A 22,789-nucleotide genomic window follows, 5' to 3' on the forward strand; every position below is an offset into this window, starting at 1 on the left:
AAAATGGAAGTATTTGATAAATATTTATTTTATAATATAATCCTGCTGATTTTAGTGGGTGTTTATTTATTAAAGAGTAATCAGGACAAAAAATATGGTCAGTCAAATTTTTTTGGTAAGACCAAAATTTTTCAGCCAGTCATAGAAAAATTTACAACCAATCTCACTCAGCTTGCTATAGAAAGCAAAATTGATCCGGTAGTGGGCAGGGACCATGAGATAAAAAGACTGATTCAAATATTATCACGACGAAAAAAAAATAATGTTATTTTGTATGGCAAAGCCGGTATTGGTAAAACAGCCATTGTAGAAGGTTTGGCTATGGCCATTTCTCAAGCTAGGGTTCCGCAGTCTCTTTTGGGTAAGACAGTTCTTAAATTGGATATATCATCAGTTTTGGCGGGCACAAAATATAGAGGTGAGTTTGAAGACCGTTTCAAGGCTTTGATTGATGCCATTATAAGTTTGGAAAAACAGGTAATAGTTTTTATTGATGAGATTCATACTATAGTTCAAGCCGGTGGCGTGGAAGGAGCTATTGACGCTGACGATATTATAAAATCTCCTTTGGCACGTGGCGATCTGCAGATGGTAGGAACTACTACCACCAAAGAGTTTAAAGAATTTATTTTAAAAGACGCCGCTTTGACTAGACGTTTTGAAGCAATTTTAGTAGAAGAGCCTAGTGCTGAAAAAACTATTTCTATGCTCAAGGCACTGCGTAAAGATTATGAGGATTATCACAATGTTATTATCAGCGATAAAATAATAGAAAATATAGTTTCTTATTCGGCTAAAATAAAAAACAGAGTTTTTCCTGACAAGGCTATTGATATAATGGATGAAGTATCGGCCAAGGCAAGACTTGATCATGTTGACAATAACAAAACCATCACAATCACAAATAAAGACCTTAGCGATGTTTTAAAAGATTTTAAATAAAGTTATATTATGAGTGAAGTAAAAATAATTCAGGCCATTTCTATAAAAACCAAAACACTGTTGGCAGTCATGATGCTTTTGTCGGTTTTTAGTATGGCTTTTTTGGTCGCTCTTATAGCCAGGGGTATGAGTGCTCTTGGGCAACAAATAGCCAGTCACGATATTGGTATGGAAACACAAAATTATCTTAAAAAATAATAAAAAATAAGACTCTGGCAGGGTTCTTTTTTTATTTACCCTGTTAAATTTTTTTTTAATGGGGTTTGACAAAAATATTTAAAAAGCAAATAATTAATAGTAATTAGGAGGAATAATAATTTAAAGTATAAATGTATGTTTTTCTCTAAATTTAGATTTTTTGTAGGGTTTTTGGCTATTTTTAGTGGTATTTTGCTAATGGGAGCCAGCTGTCAAAATAATCAGGATCTTTATAATCAAAACAATAGTAATATAGTAGAAGAACAACTTGATAACCAACCTTTAATTGGCGGTGATAAGGATGAGTATGGCTGTCTTATATCGGCAGGCTATTCTTGGTGCGAGACAAAAAATAAATGTTTGCGCACTTGGGAAGAAGAGTGCTCGGTAGTTGAAAATTCTAATCAAAATCAGACAATTCCAGTAGTTAAAACACCTGATAGTATTGTAGACTCTGTAGATTGGCAAATATATGAAAATAAAAAATTTGGTTATACAGTTTTGTATCCAGATAACACAGAAATTATTGCCAATAATTTAGACGAGTTTGTAGAGTTTGTGGGACCTTTGCAAGATGGAGAACGCTGGCCAAGGATTAGTATCTCACATTTTGACACCGTTGATTATCATCCGGAGGTGGGGGTCAATTTACAGGAATGGTTGGAAGATAGTATTGGATCTTATGAGACTAGGGTTATTGGTATTGATGGAGGTATAGAAACACTACATGTTATTCAGCCACAGACAGTTGATTCTGATGGGGCAGATTATTATTATTTTGTAAAAGACGGGCAGTTATTTAAGATTACTTTTTTGCACACTATCGGAAGTCAAGATTGGCCTATGTATATAAAATTTTTGTATAATTTCCATTTTAATGTACCTACTACTAATGATATAGCTACCACTACTCCAGCACAATAATATTTTATAAATAAAAAATAGACCTGCGGCGCGCTTTGGCGCGCCGCAGGTTTTGTTTTACAGGCTATCGAGAATCTCGGTCAGCTTTTCAGCGATGACCGTAGCTACTGAGACATTTTCCACCAGACCGCCAGTCTGGTTTTCGTAAGAACGATGGATAGTGTCTCCAGCCAGGACTCGGGTGAAAGGACTGGTCCTTTTGCGACCAACCCTTCTTTTCCAGGGGGGCGAACACTTCATGTGGGTGGCGACCAGCTCTACCTGGAAAGCCTCGGCTCGCAACAGGTCGCGGCAGGTGTCAGCGGCAGTACCACCGGTATCGAGCTCATCTTCCCGCATGATGATGTAGGCGTCCTTGACGGTTTCCGAGTTGATGAGTTGGATTTCAACTCCATATTCCTGGCTTATCTTTTCGATGAAAGTCAGGTCTTGCGGTGTGGGTTCAACATTGGTGACAATGTTGCCGGTTTCTTTGCGCTTTTTCAAGCTCAGGAGCACCGGTACGTCCAGTGACTTAGCAATGGCTACTGCCCTCAAGAGTGAACCTTTGTCCGGGGACAGAATCTTGAATTCTTTGTCGAGTTCCTTGGCCTTGGTCAGGCTGGACTTGAGAGCCGCTATGTACAACGGTGTAGGTTTGACGTGGTAGGTCTCCAGGCCGACTTGCTGGCAGTTGAGCATTGTTCTTTCGGAATGGATGTCGCAGACAAGCATACGGTCTGCTCCGTTGGCCTTGATGTTCTCCATGAACCAGAGGTTGAGGTCAAATTCTTCGGGGATCTCCGGATGATCCTGTCGTCGAAAAGCCATAAAGGGCTGAACAACGGTCAGACTCTTGGCGCCGTACTTTTTCTTGATCGCTCGGATGAGGATCAAAAGCTCCAAGACTAGGTGTGGTTTGTGGGTGCTCAGAAAGAGTACTGCGTGCTTGCCGGCGATGTCTTCCCAGCGGTCAAAACAGAAGTCAGGCTCACTGTCCGGCCACCAACCGAAATCGGTGTGGGACAGGCTGAGTGGTACTTATTTGATCCGGCGTATATTGACAGCGTCAATGATTTTTTGGGCCAGGTGGTTGGTGTCTCCGCGTCCGCAGAGCATCAGGATTTCTTCGGAGTGTGCCATTTTTGCCTCCCTGTTCATGTAAAGGACTAGTGAAGTCCGTGTGTTGGCTTCATTACTTGCGCCTTTATATAAAACTAAATCAGACCTTTTGTCAATTTTTTATTTTTTCAAATAAATGATATAATTTTATTATGAGACTTTGGAGTATACACCCTAGCTATTTGGATACCAAGGGTCTTTTGGCTCTTTGGCGCGAAAGCCTTTTAGCCAAAAAAGTTTTAAAAGGTCAAACTAAAGGGTATACAAAACATCCACAATTAGAACGCTTTAAACAAAGTGATGACCCTTTAAATCTCATCAATCATTATCTCAATTTTATTTGGCAGGAGGCGAATATTCGTGGTTACAATTTTGATCAGTCAAAAATAGAGAATTTTATCCCGACAAAAAAATTACCGGTTACCAGAGGGCAGATTATTTATGAGTTAGATCATCTAACTCATAAACTAAAAATTAGATCACCTCATTTTATCCGAGTTTTACCTCATCCAAATAAGGCTCAGACACATCCAATATTTTATGTTGTAGAGGGAGATATTGAAGCCTGGGAAAAATTATCTTTTTAGTATATAATACAAAAATTAATAATTAATAAATAGTATATATATGAAAACATATATTTTAGCGCCAATTTTGTTGGCTACAGTGCTTTTGACAGGTGGCTGTTTGAAAAAAAATCCTTTGGTCACAAATGATCAAACTTTTGTAAATCAAAACCAAGAGGAAAACATGGAAAATATAGAAGAAGACGGGCTGATGGCCACTCAATATGACATGGCAGAGATCGCCCAACATAATAATGCTGACGATTGTTGGCTCCTTATTAGTGGCAAGGTTTATGATGTGACCAGCTTTATCGCTGGTGGCAATCATGGCGGTGGTGATGCCATACTGGAAGGTTGTGGTATTGATGCTACTGAGCTTTATGAAACTAGACCCATGGGATCTGGTACACCTCACTCTGATAAGGCTCGTGGATTTTTGGAGGGTTTTTATATAGGAGATTTTAGAGAATAACAAAAACAGCCTCATATTTCGAGGCTGTTTTTTATTTGTTTAATTGTTCTATTACTTCTTGGTCAGTAATCTGTCGGAAGTCAGCATAAAAATTACCAATAGCCATAAAAAGATGAGGTAAGTGTACATAAAATAATTCTTCGGATAAAGTTTGAAATTTTTCTAAGGATTCTTTGGGTAATACTGGAACAGCCAATATTATATGTTTGGCCTTTTTATTTTTAACAGATAATATAGCGGCTTGCATAGTAGAGCCGGTAGCTATGCCGTCATCAATTATTATAGCGGTTTTATATTTTAAATCTAAGGGAGTTCGGTGACCGCGGTATAGCTTTAGTCTTCTCTGGGCTTCTTTTTTTTCTTTGGTGATTTCCTCTTCAAGGTATTTCTTGTTTATACCCTCTTGAATGATTATATCCTGGTCAAATACCGAGTATCCATCTTCGGAGATAGCTCCTATAGCAAATTCTGGGTTTTGAGGAGCGCTGATTTTTCTTGGTATTACAATATCAAGCGGCAAGTTGAGGGTTTTTGCTACTTGGCCGGCTACTATGATACCGCCTCGAGGCAAGCCGATAATGATAGTATCTTTTTTATTTTTAAATTTTGCCAATTTTTCAGCCAATTTTTGGCCGGCGTCTTGGCGGTCTCGGAAAAACATATATTTGTGTTATATTTTTATAATACACTTATGAGCCTTATTTGTCCAAAATGAAAACCGCGGATTTCTTTAGTAAGAAATCCGCGGTGGCTCAAATCAAATCGTACAGCCGGATGTCAAAGATGACTTTGCTGGCAAAATTGACTAGGGCAATGCCCACGCCGATAATCCAGCAGGTCAGCAGGAACTTGAATTGGAATTTTCTCAGACGTGGGTATTCTCTTTTTGTTCCTTTGGCTATCAGAAACAAAAAGAGGGAGAAGAAGCCAAATAAACCAATGCCAGCCAGGCTGATATGAGTGATAAACAGCAGGCTGTGCCATGGCGCTTGGTCTGTCGAGTTCATTCGTGGTAGAGATCCTGAGGAAGCGGATACAGCCATGACGATGTCCAGGCAAATGCCTATTGTCAGCCAGAGCATGAAATGCCCTTTATTTTGGTAAAATCGGACACTGGCTATCAGGTAAGGCAGAAAGGCGATGACTTGGATGCCTATGACCCACAAATGGGCTAAATACCAGGGCGAATTTTCCATGATTTCCCTCCTTTTGACGCTTGTGTGATTGTACTTTACTCAATAAAATTATTACATATTTTATCTGGTGTCAACTAAAGTCTTTTGAGGTAATTTTTTGCTGCTACTTTTGTTTCAAAATGCAGAGCTTTTTTTATATGGGTACTTTCAGCACCTTCAGATTTTAATCGGTGAGCCAAAGTGTTTCTTAGTATTTGGGGGTTGATAATTACTGGCGGATCAATACCTATGGCATATTTAGAAATCAGCCTTTCAATTGAGCGGACACTTAAATGCTCATTTTTACTTTTATTTGATCTATCAAAATTTATAAATAAATATTGATTGTTATCTAGCCTTTGGTTTATGTATTTATCAAGATGAAACCAGGTTATAGGTTTTATAAGAATATGTTTTTTGGGATTGATAATAATTTCTTTTTTTATTTGATCTATTTGATCAAGGCGCAACTGGCATAATTGTCCGACTTTTAATCCGCTGTAATATAAAATCTCTAATATTGCTTTATCACGCAGGGCTATCAATCCTTTTTTTGTCAGAGGTTTATCTAAAAATACCTGAAGTTGTTCATTATTTAATATTTTGATTGGCGCATCTTGATCAGAGAGAAGATCAAATTGAAATCTTTTATTTAAAAATTTAAGATAGTTATTTACAATTTTTAGGCGTAGATTGACAGTATTTACTCTTTGATATTTTCTAGTTAAATATATAAAATATAATTTAAGGTTTTTTTCGGTGATTTTTTCTTCCCCAAGCCAAACTAGGAATTTTTCCAAATTCCAAAGATAGCTTTTTATAGTACTAGGGGCTAAGGCGAGAGATTTTAAGTATTTTTTGTATTCATTTACCCCGTTAGAAATTTTAGTAGTCGACATATATTTGTTTTATTATTTGCACCCCCTATATCATAAATTTTTAAACTCATTAGAAGCTAGATTTCTAAATCGGTTTAATTGGGTGGGTATTTATATTTTACCCCGCACCATTTTTTCCGTCAAAAAATGGTGCGGGGTTTAGCATATTACGACACGTATATAATTAGCTTGTCTTATTATAGCATCTTGACTTTGTCCTTGAAAAATGTTAGTCTAAGCCCAGATAATTAATTAATTTCCTAGTTCTTGGTTTGGCCTGACAACTAACTAGAGGCCTTACTAGGATGTAGGAGAAAGGACAATTTATGTTAGATAAAAAAAAGAAGCAAAAGCTGATTGAGAAGTATAAAACTCATAAAAGCGATACTGGTTCGGCTGAGGTGCAGATTGCAATTCTTACTGAAGAGATAAAAGAATTGACCAAACATCTTCGTGAACACAAAAAAGATTTTTCATCACGTCGCGGATTATTGGCTAAAGTATCTTTGCGTCACAAATTACTTCGTTATTTGGAGCGCGAAGATGAAAAGAGATTTAGCAAAATCATCAAAGCTCTGAGTTTGAAAATGGCCAAAAGAGAGAGATATGATATTTTGGAAGAAGTTCCAGAATTGCCAGAAGAAGAAACAGAAGAAGAGTCAGAAAAAGAATAAAATATAAAAAGCCCCGGAGCTCTCGGCTTCGGGGCTTATAGTTTAATAATAATTAAACTGATCGAGGGTTGATAGGTAAGCATTAGATAGTTAGGTTTAGCTGTCTGGGGTTTGCCATATCAGCTCAATGTCAGTGATAAAGGAGCATGATATGCAAGTTCAACAATTTAAGACCGAGGTGGCCGGTAAAGAGCTGGTCGTAGAAATCGGTAAACTGGCCAAACAGGCTCATGGAGCCTGTACTGTCACTTATGGTGAGACAGTGGTTTTGGCTACAGCTGTTACTTCAGGACAAGCTAGAGAGGGGGTAGATTATTTTCCGCTTATGGTTGATTATGAAGAAAAAATGTATGCAGCGGGAAAAATAAAAGGCTCACGTTTTATCAAACGTGAAGGCCGAGCTACCGATGACGCAGTACTTACTGCCCGATTAATTGATCGTTCTATTAGACCGCTTTTTAAAGAAAGCGACAGAAATGATGTGCAGGTAGTAGTGACAGTTTTGTCTTACGATGGTGTCAATGATCCTGACTTTCCATCTATGGTAGCTACTTCTGTGGCTTTAGGAATTTCACCTATTCCTTGGAGCGGGCCACTGGCTGGTGTTCAGCTTGGGCGTATAAATGGTGAATGGGTTTTGAACCCTAGTGTTGAGGCTAAAACCAAAAGTGATTTGGATCTTTTTGTCAGCGGCTCAAAAGATGAGGTGATTATGATTGAAGCTGGTGCCAAAGAGACCAATGAAGCTGATATGTTTGAAGGTATTAGCTTTGCCGGCAAGCACGTTAAGAAAGTTTTAGAATTTATAGAGGAAATAGTCAAAAAAATCGGTGTTTCAAAGCAAGTAGCAGAATTAGATTCTGAAAATGAAGAAATACGTGGCAAGGTCAAGGCCAAAGTAAATTCAGTTTTGGCTTCTCATGATTTGGCAGACTGTTTTAATCCTGACAAATCCAAAATGAAAGCTGCTATTGAAGCTGTTACTGAAAAGGTGAATGAAGCTCTAAAAGAGGATAATGAAGTATCCAAAGACATGAGAGCTATGGGCGTAGCTATGATTGATGAAGAGCTTACCAAGGCTTTTAAAAAATTAGTTTTAGAAGATAAGAAAAGACCCGACAATAGAAAATTTGATGAAATCAGAGAACTATCTGCTGAAGTAGGATTGTTACCTCGTACTCATGGCAGTGGATTGTTTTCTCGTGGTGAAACACAAGTACTTTCAGTAGTTACTTTGGGTTCGCCGGGAGATGAACAGACCCTAGACACCATGGAGGAGTCAGGCACCAAAAAATATATGCACCATTACAACTTCCCTGGTTATTCAGTCGGTGAAGTAAAGCCTTTGAGAGGCCCGGGTCGTCGTGAGATAGGCCATGGTGCTTTAGCCGAAAAAGCTCTAATACCTGTTTTACCAAAAGACGAAGATTTCCCCTACACTATCAGAGTTGTTTCTGAAGTTTTGGGCTCAAATGGGTCTTCATCACAAGCTTCAGTTTGTGGATCCACGCTTTCTTTGATGGATGCTGGTGTGCCGATCTCCAAGCCAGTGGCTGGAATTGCCATGGGTCTTGTCCTTGACGATGATGACAAAAACAAGTATGAAATTTTGACCGATATTCAAGGCATTGAAGATCATGCTGGTCATATGGATTTTAAAGTGGCTGGTACTAGAGATGGTATTACAGCTATTCAGCTCGATATAAAACTCGGAGGAATCAGCTATGATATAGTTGAACAAGCTTTGAATAAAGCTAAAGAGGCTAGATTGAAAATTTTGGATGTGATGAAGCAGGCTATCAGTGAGCCAAGGGCAGATTTGTCTCCTTATGCTCCTAGAATTACTACCATGCGTATTGATCCTGAAAAAATCAGGGATGTTATTGGCTCGGGTGGTAAAATTATAAATGAGATTATTGATGCTTGCGGTGTTAGTATTGATATTGAACAAGACGGATTGGTGATGATTACCTCTACTGATGCTGATGGCGCCAAGAGAGCTCAAGAATGGATTGCCAATATTGTCAAAGAGCTAGAAATTGGCGAAGTCTATGAAGGTAAGGTAGTAAAGATTGTTACTGACAAAAATAATGGTAGTGAAATAGGAGCTATTGTAGAATTGCTACCAGGTAAAGACGGTATGGTCCATATCTCACAAGTTGCTTATGAGAGAATAAATAAGATTTCGGATGTAATAAATATTGGTGATATGGTCAAAGTCAAGGTAATGGATGTTGATAAAGAAAAAAATAGAGTAAGTCTTTCTATCAAAGATCTATTGCCAAAGCCAGAGGGCTACCAAGAGCCAAAAAAAGATTTTAAATCTAGTCCGCGTAGACCAAAATTCTTCAAAAAATAATTTTTAACTATAGTTTTTTGTGGATTTTCTAAAATTAGTTCACAAAAGAGAACAAAAGGCAGATAATAAGATCATCTTTGGTCTGATCGGCCTTTTGTTTTTGATAGCTTTATTTTTTGTGCTAGTAAATTTTTTGCCAAAGAAAGAATATCGACCACTGTTTTCTTATTTGCCAGCGGATACAAATTTTTATTATCATTTTACAGATAAAAAAGTATTTTATCAGGATATTTTGGAAGATTTTAAAATCTTTGATAGTTCGGTAGCCACTGACAAAGTAAAGAGTTTGGAGAATTTGTTGGGCGCCAGCTTTTTAAATGCCCGAGAAATAGTCTGGTTTAGGACTGATCAGTCAGATAGTGACAGTTATCTGATTAGATTTAGTCATTTACAAAAGAAAAGTCTGACACAAATACAAAATGACCATTCCAATATGTATTTTTTTCAGGCTGACAATGATATTTTATTGGTTTCTTATTCGCTAGAAGTTTATAATGAATTTTTATCTAAAGAATATAAAGACGAAATAGCTACTTCAAGGTCTCAGGGCTCTCAGGGTATTGATATGTATTGGCAACTTGGTCATTTACCAGAATTTTTGAATGATTTGATACCATATTTATTTTCTATTTTTGAATCAGGCGATGCTTACGCCAATTTTTATAGAAAAGAAGACAATGGATTAGTCATCAATCTCTATGGTACTAGTCCTATACCTCGTGATAGTTCTTTTTTTCAGTACAAAAGTCCACTCAAGCCAGATTTTGTCTTGGCATTTTCCAAATATACCCCTCAAGGCATTAAAAACTCTTTAGAAAATGATCTTATTCGTTTAATATTTTCTAGCCTGCCTTATTATAATCTAAATTCACAGTCTATTGAGCAGGCTATCTTGAGTGGAGGAGTGATATTTCAAAGAGATGGTGCTTGGTTGATTGCCACTCCGCTTGATAGCTCAGCTATTATTTTAGATTTAGTAGATTATTATCAGGTGAAGGAACAAAAAAATACCTTATCTGACGGTACTCTATATATTGAGCTCTTGGCCAATGATAATCCCAATAAGATAGAATATAGCTATAAGGACAAAACATATTTTCAGGTGTCTAATGTTTTTGTTTATCAAGAGGCGGGCATTAACTATCTGAGCAGTAACGAGGCTTTTGTTTGGGAGATTATAGAGCTTAGTCAGCCGCTGAGCAATTTATGGCTCAATTGTCAGCCAGAAGCAGGTCAAGTAAGTGATTTTATATATTTAGACACTAATAAGCTGGATAATGACCAAATTAAGGAATATTTGAGCAATAAAGGCGTAAATAAGCTATGGGCTTTGTCATATTACACTGCTAGTCATGCTGGTTTGCAATTTTGTCTATAAATAGGCACCTCTTTACTGTAATATATGAAAATTTATTGCTTGCACCGTAGAATGAACGAAGTGAATTTCTACGGTGTGGATAAGTTGTTGATATTTTGAAATATTTTTTTGGCTATTTGTCAAATTATATTTTAATATATTATTTTTTTATCTAAAATTAGCTAATATACGCCGTTGACTAAAAGCTCTAGATATGATATACTTAATATGTTCATAACTGATCGTTTACATCGTCAATTAAAGGACTGAGCATTAATTTACAATTTAGTGACCAATCCTTTCCTCTCTACTGTTTTATCAACAATAAATTGGAAGGCCCTAACCCTTCTTCCAAAAACAAAAATAAAAACAACAAAAAGGACAATCCTCATTCATACAATGGAGATTAGATCCATAAGATGGTAGAGCGGGTGTGCTCTGAGTTAGGGATGAGCGTTGACAGAACGCTTCTACATAAATAGTATTTGCCAATTTTTAACTTACAAAGAAAGTTCGACAAATCGTATGTATAAGCGCTAAAGGCGCACCAACCAGCCACATAACAACAATTTGGGCACCGGACGTGCGCCTTTTTCATTTGCCAAAAAATCTTGATTTTTACCTATCAATCTGTTAATATTTAGGGGTATTTTTAAAGGGTTATTAATTATAAATCTATGAAAATGGACGCAAAATTTATAGAAGTAAGAAAAGCAGAATTAGAGCAGAGGAGACAGGATATTTTAAAAGAACTTGAAGCTGGTGCGGTCAAAGTAGCTGATAATGATTACAGTGCTAAGTTTGTTGATTTGGGAGACAAAGATGACGAGAATGCTGCTGAGGTAGCTATGTTTGAAAAGAATTTATCTTTGGAAAAAACATTGGAAGTTTCTTTGTACAATGTAAATAGGGCACTTAAGAAAATAGAAGAGGGTAATTATGGGCTGTGTGAGAAATGTGGAGGACCTATCAAGCCAGAAAGGTTAGAGGCTTTCCCATCAGCCACATCTTGTATGGATTGCAAAAAGAAATCATTGTAAATGATCAAATATTTTGCCAGTTTAATAGCTTTATTTGTTTTAGATAGAATAACTAAACTTTATTTTATAGAAAATCCATCTCTAGCAGGTGGTTTTCTTAGTTTGCATATAAATAAATATATTGCCTTTTCTTTACCACTTACTTATTTTATCCTCTATCCGCTTATATTTTTAATTTTGGTAATACTGTTTAGTTTTTGGTTGAAGAGCTTCAAAGAAAAAAGTATTTTGATTTGGCCTTGGGGTATATTGATAATAGGATCAATCAGCAATTTGTTGGATAGATTCCGTTATGGCGGTGTAGTAGATTTTATCAATGTACCATTTTTTACAGTTTTTAATGTTTCAGATATTTATATATCATTGGCAGTAGTCTGGATACTTTGGCATAGCTGGTTTTATCAGCCAAAGCAAAAATCCCTAGCGACTGGTCTTCGATTCCAAGGCGAGGCTTGGGACTCAGACTCAAGGCGCGGGCAGGTTGACAAAAAAAAATCGGAGTATTAAGATATTGATATCCAAGAAAAGTGATTTGAGAGTGTCCCGCTCTGCGGGATTGGCACGGTTGGTTTTTTGTTTGCCCTTCGGGGGTTGGGTAGGCTAAAAATTAATTTTTAAGTCACTTTTCTTGGGTTATGAAAAGTGATTTTTTATATTTATCTTGTTAGCAATTTAGTCCTTTATTTTTGGGAGTATAAATTATTGCTATGGTTTATTATTATAATACTAATGGGATCAAAAAAAATTTTTACAATTGCCCCTTTGGGTCTTAAAGGAGTACTGGTCGAGGTGGAAGCTAATTTATCTAGGCATTTGCCTAAAATAATTGTAGTGGGTTTACCTGATGCGGCTGTCCAAGAAGCTAAAGAGCGTGTTTGGGCAGCTATTGAAAATAGTGGGCTTAATTTCCCTCGTCAAAAAGTTGTAATCAACTTATCACCAGCTCAGATTCGCAAAGAGGGAGGGTCATATGACCTACCAATAGCTATTAGTGTTTTACAAGCTGGCGGTATTTTATCAAGTATTGATGACAAGAGTGCTTTTATAGGAGAGCTGGCGCTGTCCGGTGAGCTAAAGCCTATACCAGGAGCTTTGGTAATGGCAACAAGTCTTAAAGACATGGGCTTTAGACAAGTTTATTTACCTTATCAAAATGCCAGAGAAGTCGCTATTATTGAGGGCATTGATATTTATGCGGTTAAAAAATTAGAGGATTTGGTGGAGCATTTAAGTGGTCGACAAAAAATACAAGCCATTGAAAAAATAGATTTTTTACCGACAACAGCCAAAGCGTCTGTAGATTTTTGTGATATACACGGACAAGAACAAGCTAAGCGAGTAATGGAGATTGCCGCCGCCGGCGGGCATAATATACTAATGGTTGGTCCACCCGGAGCTGGTAAGACAATGCTTTCGAAGGCATTTTTATCAATTTTACCAGAGCCTAGTTTGGAAGAAGCTTTAGAAACCAGTAAGATTTTTTCTTTAGCCGGCTTACTTTCTAATGACAGGTATTTGATTGACTCACGGATTGTGCGGGCGCCGCATCATTCGGCCTCTGTTTCGGCTATAGTAGGTGGAGGCTCTTGGCCGCGACCAGGAGAAATAAGTCTAGCTCATAATAATGTCTTATTTTTGGATGAGATATTAGAATTTCCTCGTCAGATATTAGAGGCCTTACGTCAACCTTTGGAGGATAAAGTAATTACTGTCTCCAGAGTAAAAGGTAGCTTTGATTTTCCGGCGAATTTTATTTTACTAGCCACCGCCAATCCTTGTCCTTGCGGATTTTTAACTGATCAGGAAAAAGAATGTAGTTGTAGTGATTATGACGTCAAAAAATATCAAAAAAGATTGTCCGGTCCAGTGCTTGATAGAATAGATTTGCATTTTTTTGTCAATAAAGTGCAGACTCAGAAATTAGCTATAGATACCAAACTAGCAGAAAGGTCTGAAGATATAAAAAGTAGAGTCATGAAAGCTAGAAAAATACAGGCGAGTAGATTTGGCCCAAATAATTTTAGTCTCAATGCTAATATGGATAGTAAGGATATAAAAAATTTTTGTGCCTTGTCTCTGTCTAGCCAAGATATTTTGCGGCAAGCGGCTAGAAAAATGAATTTATCAGCCAGAGCATATTTTAAAATTATAAAAACAGCCAGGACTATTGCTGATTTGGAAGCGCGGGATGATATAGAAGATCATCATATCTTGGAGGCTTTACAATATCGGAGTAAAATTTTTGGGGATTGAGTAGATTGATATTTTCCGCTAGAATATATGATGTATGAAAGATTTATTGAAATCCCCTTGGGTATTAATCATTGTTATATTTTTTGGAGCTTTGCTCCGTTTTTGGAATATTTTGGCTAATGATATTACCAATGATTTGTCTATCAATGCTTTTAGGGCCTATGGCTGGCTAGATTTTTTAGTAGGTGATGGTCAGACTTCGCCGATTGTTTGGTTTGGTTTTAGGCCTTGGTGGAGCCTATTGTCTTTTCATGATTTACCGCCTTTGATAATGGCTATCCAATATTTATCTATAAAACTAATTGGGCCAAGCTCATTGGGTGTTTTATTCCCTTTTTTATTATCGTCTATATTAGTAACATTTTTTCTTTATTATTTCCTAAAGAAAACAGCTAACCAGAGTATAGCTATCATAGCCAGCTTGATATTTTCTATTTCTTCATATAGTGTTTGGGCAGCTCGTACAGGATATTTGGAAGGGGCAGAAGTTTTATTTATTATTTTAGCTTTTTTCTTATTCATTTTATTCATAAAAACTAAGAAAAATAAACATTTTTATCTATTTTCTATATTTATAGCTTTGGCTATATTATCAAAATACACCTCTATATTTCTTATTCCTTCAGCTTTGGCTTATCTGGTCATATTTGAAAGAAAAATTTTTAAAAATAAACATTTTTATTTGGCTATATTATCAGGTCTGATATTACTAACCCCAATAATTATTTATAATATTTTTGTTTTTAAAACAAAGGGGCATTTTGACGCGGCTTTATCATCAATGGTCGGTATGCATCCTCAGGATTATGATGTGATAGCTGAGCGGGGGGTCAATGCTAGTATTTTGAAAAATTTAGGTTCGATCATGGTGGTTATATTTCGAAGCAGTTCCCTGCCTTTGGTCTTGGTCTACGCTTTGTCTTTCATATTTTTACTAATTAAAGTTACCAGAAGGCAAACAAGGTATTGGCAGAATTTTTTGGCTATAAATATAGTGATGATAATTCTCATGTTTTCTTTTTCCGGAGCACCGCCTAGATTACTTTCTATAATTAATCCTTTTTTGGCAATCTTAGCCGCTTGGTTTTTATATAGATTATTTATTTTGGTAAGAAATAAGAAATTTTTAAACTATTTTCTAATATTTATTTTTATTATATTTGCTTTAGCAGAGATTTTTTATAATATAAATACCAATGTGTTGAGAAAACCAGTTGGACCTTTGTGGCTGACTTATTCTGGGTACCGTTTTTATAATCGAGGTTTTATAGAGCTAGAAAAATATATTAAAGAAAATATTTATATAAGTAATAAAAAAGTCAAGCTAGATACCTATAAAGACTTGCGGTCTGTTAGTCTGGAGGGAAATAAAATAATGCTTTTTGATGAAAGGCTGGATTGGTTTGCTAGAGTCTGGTATATCAATCGTTACATGTTATATTATAAGGCGCCTTTATTTTATTTTCAGGACATTGAGCCGGCTATGAAGCAGGCGGGAGTATCTGATGTATTTGCTTATTTCAATAAATTTTTGGATATCAATGAGTTTTATTTTGTTTATGTCATAGATGACGAATCTCGTAGTAATAAAAGTCAAAATTATATTGATCAAATGAATCTGATAAAAGATAATTTGGAAAAAAGTGGTATTAATCCTGATAGAGAAATTAAAGATTATAAAGGTGAGGTTATTTATAAAATTTACCATTTTTATATAAACAACTAAAAAATTTGACATAAGTCAAACTATAATATATACATACAGTATAGGGTTATTTGAAAACCTTAGATTCTCTTCAGCGCACTTAGCTGGAGTTTTTTCAAACTAGAGTGCCCTGGAGAGAATAAACTTGGGCAATTTGATGGCCTGCGAGGATAGTCGAATCTTCAAAAATATTCTCCCAGGCTTTGTAGCCTAAACGACAAAAATATGTTCCGTGCTTTGTATGGATTTTTCAACTTCATATTTTTGATCATCTTGTTCAAGATGTTTGCTCCAGGAATTTACCAGTTAGTCATACAGCTTTTCACCACCATCTTGGTGATGGCTAATGATACAGCCAGCGCGATGGCTACTGGAGCTCCTTACGAATTTCCAAATGGTATCTAAGATACTGTTTGGAAACCCCATTTCCAAGGACTGGCTCACGCCGGTCCTTTTTTTGAACAAAAAAAATGAGCCGGGTGACCCTAGGGTCACCCGGCACAGCCACACATGGAGTTGACAAACATGGCCAGCTCCAGATCGTGCTCTTCAAAGAGCTCGTCGCCTACTAGGATGTACCAACTCTGGCCACCGTCGAAAGAGTAGCCATCAAAGTGGATGCCAGCTCCCAGGTTCCAGCGACTCGGTTTCTCTATAATGTTGAGGTAGAGGAGCAGGAAGTTCTCGTTCATAGCTGTCCTTTCCAGAAGAGTAGTGTTGGTTGGTTTTTTAGCTTTTGCTGAGCTAAGTGGAATATACTGGAAGATGCTATTTAGCTCAGCTTAATATTTATTGATTTATTTGTCAATAATCATATTTATTGCTAAGATGACACTATTATGAAAAAATATTTTTTAATTATACTAGTAGCTTTGGCGTTGATAGCATTTGGCATTTGGTATTATTGGGATAAGTCCAAAGAAAATATTGATTTGGATTTACCTCCAGCGCAGACTTATAAAGATTTTAAAAATTTGGCTGAACAAAATCCAACTAATAATGAGAGTGTTGATAATTTTCAACCAGAGGAGCTAATTGTCAATAACAACACCAATGAAGTTGTAGAACAGCCCGAAAAACCAGACTTGACGGATAATCAAAATCAAAATCCCTTGCCTGTAACCAGCATAAATCTGAATGTGCCTTTTACTTCTCAAGCGCCGACTGCCAATTGGGAACAACCTTTTCAGGATGCTTGTGAAGAAGCGGCAATACTAATGGCTGATTATTATGTGCAAGGAAAGTCCATGCCGTCAGTTACGGAAGTAGAAAATATTTTAAAAGATATGATTGATTGGCAGAGCCAAAATATGGACGGGGAAATAGACATGGATATTTCAGAATTGGCTTATTTTGCCAAAAATTATTTGGGTTATGAAAAATACGAAATAGTAGAGGATTTGAGCGTAGAAAAAATCATCAGTTATTTGAATAGGGGATTGCCATTGGTTGTTCCTGCCAATGGCAAGTTATTGGACAATCCCAATTTTAGCAACGGCGGGCCGGTCTATCATATGTTGGTTATAAAGGGTTATAAAGACGGACATTTTATCACCAACGATCCTGGTACCAGACTAGGTCATAATTTTATTTATACTTTTGAAAATATGCTTTATTCCATTGCCGACTGGGATGCAAAAACGGGCCAGGCAACTGGTCCGAAAAGGGCTTTAGTTATTTATTGAAACTAAGCTAATTTAGTGTTATTTATTTCTAGATGAAATTTGTATTTTAGATAAGCGGCGGCTTTTTGACAATAGTTCATGCGTTCTACAAAAATAGAGAAGTAATCCATAATACAGGTAAAATTAGTATCCAGCTTCAAAGATAAAGTAATTGTCTTTTTTTGTTTATCTATTTTGAGATGATTATCTGTTACAGCATAGTTTACCCTATCGTGAATGTCAGCTTTTATATCGTTGATATTTTTGGTTTTTACTCTGTTTCTGTGCACGTCTGATTTGTCAGCAATAATCAGGCAGGCGGTAGTAGCATCTATTATCTTTAGGTCGTCTTTGTCATGAGCTACGATAGCCTGAGAAATTTTGGCTATATTCTCGGGTTTATCAGTAGTATTTAGAAAACATTGAGAAAATAAAATAGCCGCCCAATAATGATGCTGGGTACGTCCTAAAAAATTTCCCATATCATGACACCAGCCGGATATAGCGGCTATCTCTTGGTCATTTTTTGATAAACCGATTTTGGTGGCAATCATTCTTGATCGGTCACTGACAATGTCTAGGTGACGGCGGCCATGATCGGTGTAACCTAAAGATCTGAGGTATTTATCAGTTTGGTCAATAAAGGCGTTGATCCGTAGATCAGCCTTGACCTCTTTGAGAGTTGGTTTCATTTATTTTTTTAAAGCGTCTTTTAGAGTTTTGCCAGCTTTGAACTTTGGCACAACGACTTCAGGAATTTGAATCCTTTCTTTTGGATTGCGAGGATTGACTCCAAACCTAGCATGTCTTTTTCTAGCTGAAAAAGTGCCAAATCCGGTGAGAGTCAATTCTTTGCCTTCCTTGAGTCTCTCAATAGCCAAATCTTCAAGAGCCTGAAGCACATCCTCAGCTTCTTTTTTGCTGACTCCTGCTTTGATGGCTACGCTTTCGATGAGTTGGGCTTTATTCATATGATTAATTTATTATTTCTCTTAAAAGCTCAATGTGAGTTGTTTTGTGTGTTTTATTATCTATTTCTAATAATACTGCATTTACCTCAATTTGACCAGTTCTTGGCAAATCATGGACAATCTTTTCGTCAGTGAGAAATTTTTGGATGATTATTTCTTTTTTAATACCAAGCACAGAGGGATAAGCTCCTATCATGCCAATATCAGTTAAATAGCCTGTGCCGTTTGGCAAAATTTGAGCATCAGCTGTGGGCACGTGAGTGTGGGTACCAACAATAGCTGATATGCGACCGTCCAAATATAAGCCCATAGCTCTTTTATCACTGGTTGCCTCAGCGTGCATATCAATAATGATATTGGCATCTTTGGGTAGCTCATTTAAAAACTCATCAATTTTGATAAAAGGATTGGCAATCTGCTCATCCTCATATTGGATAAAAGTTTGGCCTTGTAGATTGATAACTATTAGATTTGTGCCATTTACTTCTACACTTTGATAGCGGTATTTATCTGGTGTACGAGAGTCATTGATAGCTGTGGCTATTTTGTAGTCAGTTTCCATAGCCAGTTGTCCAATATCATATTTTTTCCAAATATGATTACCGCCAGTAAAAATACTAACGCCAGCATTGGCCACTTCTTCAATGGTTTTTATGGTAACACCTTTGTTGTGGGCTATATTTTCAATATTGCCGATAAAAATATCGGGATTGTATTTTTCTTTCCACTGAGGCACTATCTTTTTGACACCTTCTCTACCCAAGACACCTGAGATATCGCCTAGGAAAATGATTTTTGTTTTATCTGGCATACTCAGTAATCCTTTTCTCTCTAATAATAGTTACTCTAATTTCACCTGGATATTTTAAATCATTTTCAATTTTATTGGCAATATCACGGGCTAGTTTTTCAGCCTTGTAGTCGTCTATGACATCAGGGGAGACAAAGACTCTGATTTCACGTCCAGCCTGGATGGCATATACTTTATCTACTCCTTCAAAAGACTTGGCAGTATCTTCTAACTCAGTCAATCTTTGGATATATTCTTCAAATGAATCACGGCGAGCGCCGGGACGTGAGCCTGAGATTGCATCAGCAATTTTGACAACTACGCCTTCCAGTGTTTTTGGGTGATCTTCATGATGGGAGACAGACATATAGGCCACTTCTTCCGGTAGACCAAATTTTTTCATAAGGTCATAACCAATATCAGGATGTGAGCCTTGTATTTCATGGTCCAGCGCTTTACCAATGTCATGGAGCAAACCACCTTTTTTACATACATTAACATCAGCTTTTAACTCGGCAGCCAAAAGACCTGATAAGTGGGAAACCTCCAGAGCGTGTTGTAATTGATTTTGTCCGTAGCTAGTTCTGTATTTTAAGCGACCTAATATTTGGATAAGTTTACTATCCAATCCTACTACACCAGCTTGATAAGCAGCCTCTTCGCCAGTTTTTTTGATATCAATAGCCAGCTCTTTTTTGGCCTGCTGGACAGTCTCTTCAATTCTTCCTGGGTGGATGCGTCCATCAGCCATAAGCTTTTCCAGAGTCCTTTTGGCTAGTTGACGTCTGATGGGATTGAAAGCAGATATCAGGATTGATTCTGGAGTATCGTCAATAATAATTTCCACACCAGTCAACTGCTCGATAGTTTTAATGTTTCTGCCTTCACGACCAATGATGCGGCCTTTCATTTCTTCATTTGGTAAATTCACGGCAGTAGTAGTGGTTTCTACAGTATGAGGAGCGGCACAGCGTTCAATAACAGTAGACAAGATTTCTCTGGCCCTTGATTCAAGCTCATCGGTGCCTTGTTCTTCTAACTTGCGCATTCTTTGGAGCAAATCATCTTTCATTTTAACCTCAGTATTTTTGATGAGTACTTCTTTGGCCTCGTCTTGAGTCAGGTTGGCTATTTTTTCCAGTTTAGCCATTTGTTCATCTTTGATTTTTTTGATTTCCTCCTTATTTTTTTCCAATTGGCTTTTTGTGTTATTTATTTTTTGTTTATCTTCTTCCAAATCCATCAATTTTTTGTCAAACAGACCTTCTCTTTTGGTCAATCTATCTTCCAAATCATGAAGACTGTTTCGTCTTTCTCTTTCTTCATTTTTTGCTTCTTCTATAATTTTCAAAGACTGCTCTTTTGATTCCAAAAGGGCATCTTTGGCTTTTTGCTTGGCGCTCATTATAATATCTTCAGCTTTTCTTTCGGCTGATTCAATATCTCGGCTAGCTAGAAATTTTTTGATGAAAAATCCAAAAACTATACCCACAAGCGCGGCAGCTAAATACCATACGATTTCCATTTTATAGTGACTTTCCGGTTTACTGTTTTAGTTTTTCTATAGAGAGATAAAAATAACCCGAGATTTGTGTTCGTTTAGAGTAAAAATTGTTTATATGAGATTCTAATTTTGCTATTAGACATTGAGGTTATTATCCCAAAAATATGTTTAAAATTCAGAATAGTTTGAGAGTGTAGTCTCTTCAGTGATGTTGAACCAAACAGTAAATTAATTTGTTAAAATTGGAGGATTTTGCCTTATTTTCTATATATTTGGCACTATTTTTTAATCCTCACTGGTGAGATTACCATAAAAGGCTTTTAAAATCAAGAGCCTTAAGGGCATTTAACTAAAAGACCATCAGCATGATGTAAGACATCCTTCGAAGTCTTTCGACTATCAATTGATGTTTTACGCTGATGGTCTGGTGGCGAGTTATGTCGAGTTGGATTAAATAACCCAAAAACTCACCTTGCAAAAATATTAGCACATTTTGAAAATATTGAAAAGATTATTTTATGATTTTATCCACTAGGCCATATTTGAGTGCTTCTTCGGCTGTCATATAATGGTCGCGGTCAGTATCTCTTTCAATATTTTTTATGGGTTGTCCGGTATGACGAACGAGTATTTTGTTTAATCTGTCTTTGAGTTTTAGGATTTGTTCGGCTTTTATTTTTATATCACTGGCTTGGCCGCTAGCGCCACCCATAACTTGATGAATAAGTATTTCTGAGTTGGGTAATGCATAGCGCATGCCTTTGGCTCCACCGGCCAAAAGCAGGGCGGCCATAGAAGCTGCCAGTCCTATCGAAATAGTAGAAACTGGGCTTTTGATGTGCTGCATAGTATCATAGATTGCCAGGCCGTCAGTCACAGATCCACCGACTGAGTTGATATACATCTTGATTGGTTTTTTATTATCTTGGGCATCCAGAAATAGTAGTTGGGCAATTATTATATTTGCCAAATGGTCGTCTATTTGGTCACCTAAAAAGATTATTCTATCCTTGAGTAGACGAGAATAGATGTCGTAGGCTCGTTCGCCACCAGGGACTTTTTCTATTACTGTTGGTATTAACATATAATTCAGTTTAAAGTTTAAAGTCGAAAGTTTTGATTTTTTATTAAATAATTCTTAGTTTATTATTATCATAGACTAGCTTTCCTGGCAAGGAAAAACCGGCTGCCTTTTTGTGTCCACCACCGCCAAATAAAGCGGCTAGCTTTGTCAAATCTATATTGGAGGTTGTACGGAGTGAGCCTTTGACAGTGCCATCGGCTCTTTCGGTGAGCACCATGATGATTTGTCCCTCTTTTAAAATATGTAAAAAGTTGGCCAAACCATCAGAAGCATTTTCATTGGCCTGGCAATTTTTGAAATCATCCTGTGTAATCCAAGTATATACTATATTATGCTTGTCTATTTTTTTTAGGCGCTCTAGGGCAATACCCCAGAGTTTTAAACTCTCTATGTTTATTTTGTTTAGAGAGTTTTTGATTATTTGTTGAGTTTTTGCACCATAGGCTATAAGATCAGAAGCGGCGGCCAAAGCTTGATAGTTTGTAGCTCCATTTTTGAAACCGTCAGTATCGGTGATAATACCCGCTATCAAGCAAGTGGCTATATCTTTGTCCCATTGTATATACCAATCTTTTAGGAGGCGATAGACCACCTCGGAGGTTGATGAAGCACTATCAATCACTAAATTGATATCGCCGTACAATGGGTTGCTGATATGGTGATCTATATTGATTAGGGTGTAGCCTAGTGGAAGAGCTGACATTAGATTATTTATCCCAGCATAATCTAAGTTGGAAGAATCTAGGGTAATGACTAGGTCATATTTTTTTGTAAAAACAAGGTGGTCAGTAGTTAGTTGGTAGCTGTTGGGCAAAAATTCTAAATTATCGGGCACAGGATCTGTACAAAAACTACTTACATTTTTATTGAGTTTAGACAGATAGGAAAATAAAGCCAAGCTTGAGCCAAGTGTATCTCCATCTGGTTTTTGATGAGAAATCAACAAAACATCCTGGGATTTTTCCAAGAGTTGAAAAATGCTTTGGCTGATTGCTTTATGATTATGCATAGATCAGTTAGAACTTTTATTTATTTTTTGCTTATTGACCAAACAAGATATAGCCAGTCAGTATAGCCAGAAATTAAAGCAAAGTCAATGCTTTGTCATTGCTGATTGAAAAACCCTGCTGGA

25 protein-coding genes are annotated in these 22,789 nt (G+C 36.8%); 14 read left to right on the plus strand and 11 right to left on the minus strand.

The features are described from left to right. Nucleotides 1–3: 3 nt before the first annotated feature. From KKH39_02000 to KKH39_02010, 3 genes are all read left to right on the plus strand, one after another. Nucleotides 4–942, plus strand: a complete 939-nt coding sequence (locus KKH39_02000) for an AAA family ATPase (GenBank protein ID MBU1202795.1) — start codon at nucleotides 4–6, stop codon at nucleotides 940–942. A 9-nt stretch (nucleotides 943–951) separates the two neighbouring features. Continuing rightward, a complete protein-coding gene (locus tag KKH39_02005; GenBank protein MBU1202796.1) occupies nucleotides 952–1,140 on the plus strand; it encodes a hypothetical protein in 189 nt (62 codons plus the stop codon). Between the two features lie 135 nt (nucleotides 1,141–1,275). After that, nucleotides 1,276–2,064: a hypothetical protein gene (locus KKH39_02010; protein MBU1202797.1), complete on the plus strand. Its 789-nt coding sequence runs from the start codon at nucleotides 1,276–1,278 to the stop codon at nucleotides 2,062–2,064. A 57-nt stretch (nucleotides 2,065–2,121) separates the two neighbouring features. Here the strand turns inward: KKH39_02010 and KKH39_02015 are convergent, their stop codons facing one another. Beyond that, complete coding sequence (locus KKH39_02015; protein ID MBU1202798.1) at nucleotides 2,122–2,949, minus strand: hypothetical protein; 828 nt, start codon at nucleotides 2,947–2,949, stop codon at nucleotides 2,122–2,124. A 368-nt stretch (nucleotides 2,950–3,317) separates the two neighbouring features. Here KKH39_02015 and KKH39_02020 point away from each other — a divergent pair, with 368 nt between their 5' ends. Then, complete coding sequence (locus KKH39_02020) at nucleotides 3,318–3,752, plus strand: pyrimidine dimer DNA glycosylase/endonuclease V (GenBank protein MBU1202799.1); 435 nt, start codon at nucleotides 3,318–3,320, stop codon at nucleotides 3,750–3,752. A 40-nt stretch (nucleotides 3,753–3,792) separates the two neighbouring features. Next, nucleotides 3,793–4,203 carry a hypothetical protein gene (locus KKH39_02025; GenBank protein MBU1202800.1) on the plus strand — a complete coding sequence of 137 codons (411 nt, stop codon included), beginning with the start codon at nucleotides 3,793–3,795 and terminating at the stop codon, nucleotides 4,201–4,203. A 31-nt stretch (nucleotides 4,204–4,234) separates the two neighbouring features. Here KKH39_02025 and KKH39_02030 read toward each other — a convergent pair whose 3' ends face one another. From KKH39_02030 to KKH39_02040, 3 genes are all read right to left on the minus strand, one after another. Next, nucleotides 4,235–4,864: a phosphoribosyltransferase gene (locus KKH39_02030; GenBank protein ID MBU1202801.1), complete on the minus strand. Its 630-nt coding sequence runs from the start codon at nucleotides 4,862–4,864 to the stop codon at nucleotides 4,235–4,237. Nucleotides 4,865–4,955: 91 nt separating this feature from the next. After that, on the minus strand, nucleotides 4,956–5,399 hold the full coding sequence (locus tag KKH39_02035; protein MBU1202802.1) for a hypothetical protein: 444 nt from the start codon (nucleotides 5,397–5,399) through the stop codon (nucleotides 4,956–4,958). 74 nt (nucleotides 5,400–5,473) lie between these two features. Continuing rightward, complete coding sequence (locus KKH39_02040) at nucleotides 5,474–6,277, minus strand: tyrosine-type recombinase/integrase (GenBank protein MBU1202803.1); 804 nt, start codon at nucleotides 6,275–6,277, stop codon at nucleotides 5,474–5,476. A 305-nt stretch (nucleotides 6,278–6,582) separates the two neighbouring features. Here KKH39_02040 and rpsO point away from each other — a divergent pair, with 305 nt between their 5' ends. From rpsO to KKH39_02080, 8 genes are all read left to right on the plus strand, one after another. Beyond that, entirely contained in the window at nucleotides 6,583–6,930 is a 348-nt protein-coding gene (gene rpsO / locus KKH39_02045) for a 30S ribosomal protein S15 (protein ID MBU1202804.1), read from the plus strand. A 151-nt stretch (nucleotides 6,931–7,081) separates the two neighbouring features. Next, nucleotides 7,082–9,289, plus strand: a complete 2,208-nt coding sequence (locus tag KKH39_02050; GenBank protein MBU1202805.1) for a polyribonucleotide nucleotidyltransferase — start codon at nucleotides 7,082–7,084, stop codon at nucleotides 9,287–9,289. A 19-nt stretch (nucleotides 9,290–9,308) separates the two neighbouring features. After that, complete coding sequence (locus KKH39_02055) at nucleotides 9,309–10,667, plus strand: hypothetical protein (protein MBU1202806.1); 1,359 nt, start codon at nucleotides 9,309–9,311, stop codon at nucleotides 10,665–10,667. Between the two features lie 662 nt (nucleotides 10,668–11,329). Next, nucleotides 11,330–11,686: a TraR/DksA C4-type zinc finger protein gene (locus KKH39_02060; GenBank protein ID MBU1202807.1), complete on the plus strand. Its 357-nt coding sequence runs from the start codon at nucleotides 11,330–11,332 to the stop codon at nucleotides 11,684–11,686. Beyond that, the gene (locus KKH39_02065) at nucleotides 11,687–12,193 is read left to right on the plus strand and encodes a signal peptidase II (GenBank protein MBU1202808.1); all 507 of its coding nucleotides are present in this window, start codon (nucleotides 11,687–11,689) and stop codon (nucleotides 12,191–12,193) included. A 222-nt stretch (nucleotides 12,194–12,415) separates the two neighbouring features. Next, nucleotides 12,416–13,939 carry a YifB family Mg chelatase-like AAA ATPase gene (locus KKH39_02070; GenBank protein MBU1202809.1) on the plus strand — a complete coding sequence of 508 codons (1,524 nt, stop codon included), beginning with the start codon at nucleotides 12,416–12,418 and terminating at the stop codon, nucleotides 13,937–13,939. Between the two features lie 34 nt (nucleotides 13,940–13,973). Then, nucleotides 13,974–15,665: a glycosyltransferase family 39 protein gene (locus KKH39_02075; GenBank protein MBU1202810.1), complete on the plus strand. Its 1,692-nt coding sequence runs from the start codon at nucleotides 13,974–13,976 to the stop codon at nucleotides 15,663–15,665. Nucleotides 15,666–15,869: 204 nt separating this feature from the next. Then, nucleotides 15,870–16,049 carry a hypothetical protein gene (locus KKH39_02080; GenBank protein ID MBU1202811.1) on the plus strand — a complete coding sequence of 60 codons (180 nt, stop codon included), beginning with the start codon at nucleotides 15,870–15,872 and terminating at the stop codon, nucleotides 16,047–16,049. 86 nt (nucleotides 16,050–16,135) lie between these two features. Here KKH39_02080 and KKH39_02085 read toward each other — a convergent pair whose 3' ends face one another. Beyond that, entirely contained in the window at nucleotides 16,136–16,336 is a 201-nt protein-coding gene (locus tag KKH39_02085; protein ID MBU1202812.1) for a hypothetical protein, read from the minus strand. Nucleotides 16,337–16,483: 147 nt separating this feature from the next. On the opposite strand from KKH39_02085, the gene KKH39_02090 reads away from it, so the two are divergent. After that, nucleotides 16,484–17,329: a C39 family peptidase gene (locus KKH39_02090; protein ID MBU1202813.1), complete on the plus strand. Its 846-nt coding sequence runs from the start codon at nucleotides 16,484–16,486 to the stop codon at nucleotides 17,327–17,329. A 2-nt stretch (nucleotides 17,330–17,331) separates the two neighbouring features. Here KKH39_02090 and KKH39_02095 read toward each other — a convergent pair whose 3' ends face one another. From KKH39_02095 to KKH39_02120, 6 genes are all read right to left on the minus strand, one after another. Further along, the gene (locus KKH39_02095) at nucleotides 17,332–18,000 is read right to left on the minus strand and encodes a phosphohydrolase (protein MBU1202814.1); all 669 of its coding nucleotides are present in this window, start codon (nucleotides 17,998–18,000) and stop codon (nucleotides 17,332–17,334) included. After that, complete coding sequence (locus tag KKH39_02100; GenBank protein MBU1202815.1) at nucleotides 18,001–18,279, minus strand: HU family DNA-binding protein; 279 nt, start codon at nucleotides 18,277–18,279, stop codon at nucleotides 18,001–18,003. It lies immediately after the preceding gene. 4 nt (nucleotides 18,280–18,283) lie between these two features. Further along, entirely contained in the window at nucleotides 18,284–19,090 is an 807-nt protein-coding gene (locus KKH39_02105) for a YmdB family metallophosphoesterase (protein ID MBU1202816.1), read from the minus strand. Further along, a complete protein-coding gene (rny, locus tag KKH39_02110) occupies nucleotides 19,080–20,594 on the minus strand; it encodes a ribonuclease Y (GenBank protein ID MBU1202817.1) in 1,515 nt (504 codons plus the stop codon). Before rny ends, KKH39_02105 begins: the two co-directional genes overlap by 11 nt. A 490-nt stretch (nucleotides 20,595–21,084) precedes the next feature. Beyond that, entirely contained in the window at nucleotides 21,085–21,657 is a 573-nt protein-coding gene (locus tag KKH39_02115; protein MBU1202818.1) for an ATP-dependent Clp protease proteolytic subunit, read from the minus strand. 43 nt (nucleotides 21,658–21,700) lie between these two features. Then, nucleotides 21,701–22,666, minus strand: coding sequence for a DHH family phosphoesterase (locus tag KKH39_02120; protein ID MBU1202819.1), 966 nt, complete (start codon nucleotides 22,664–22,666; stop codon nucleotides 21,701–21,703). Nucleotides 22,667–22,789: the final 123 nt, after the last annotated feature.

The sequence above is a fragment of the Patescibacteria group bacterium genome (assembly GCA_018819405.1).
GTDB lineage: Bacteria > Patescibacteriota > Patescibacteriia > UBA1558 > GWA2-36-10 > XYD1-37-29.